Origin of the sequence: Citrobacter sp. Awk 4, assembly GCF_028069725.1 — a bacterium.
Lineage (GTDB): Bacteria > Pseudomonadota > Gammaproteobacteria > Enterobacterales > Enterobacteriaceae > Citrobacter_D.
This window is the reverse complement of the sequence record NZ_JANEWG010000157.1, coordinates 1-385: the sequence shown is the minus strand read 5'-3', so window position 1 is coordinate 385 and position 385 is coordinate 1. Positions and strand designations below refer to the sequence as shown.

The following is a 385-nucleotide window of genomic DNA, read 5'->3' as shown; positions in this document are numbered from 1 at the left end:
GGCGAACTGTCAGAGCGGCGCGGGCAGCAACTGGAGTGGAACGCGCAGGGCCAGTTAACGCGGGTTATCAGCAGCAACAGCGAGACGCGGTATCAGTATGACGCGCTGGGCCGGCGCATCAGCAAGGCGACATATGACAGCCATACGGAGCGGAGGGAAAAAAGCAGGACAACGTTTGTGTGGGAGGGGTTCCGGCTGTTGCAGGAAAAACCGTCGCATCAGGAGAAGCGGACGTACCTGTACGACGCGGAACAACCGTACACGCCGGTGGCGGCCATCACGGGGCGCGGAGAAAGCCGGAAAATCTGGTATTACCACACGGACCTGACGGGCACGGTACAGGAGGTGACCACAGCGGACGGGACGCTGGTGTGGGCGGGCTACC

At 62.3% G+C, this 385-nt stretch carries 1 protein-coding gene; it reads left to right on the top strand.

Annotated features, from left to right (window positions below):
• Nucleotides 1-385 (top strand): RHS domain-containing protein (locus NNO04_RS22635; protein ID WP_271446540.1); only part of this gene is annotated, 385 nt, incomplete at both ends.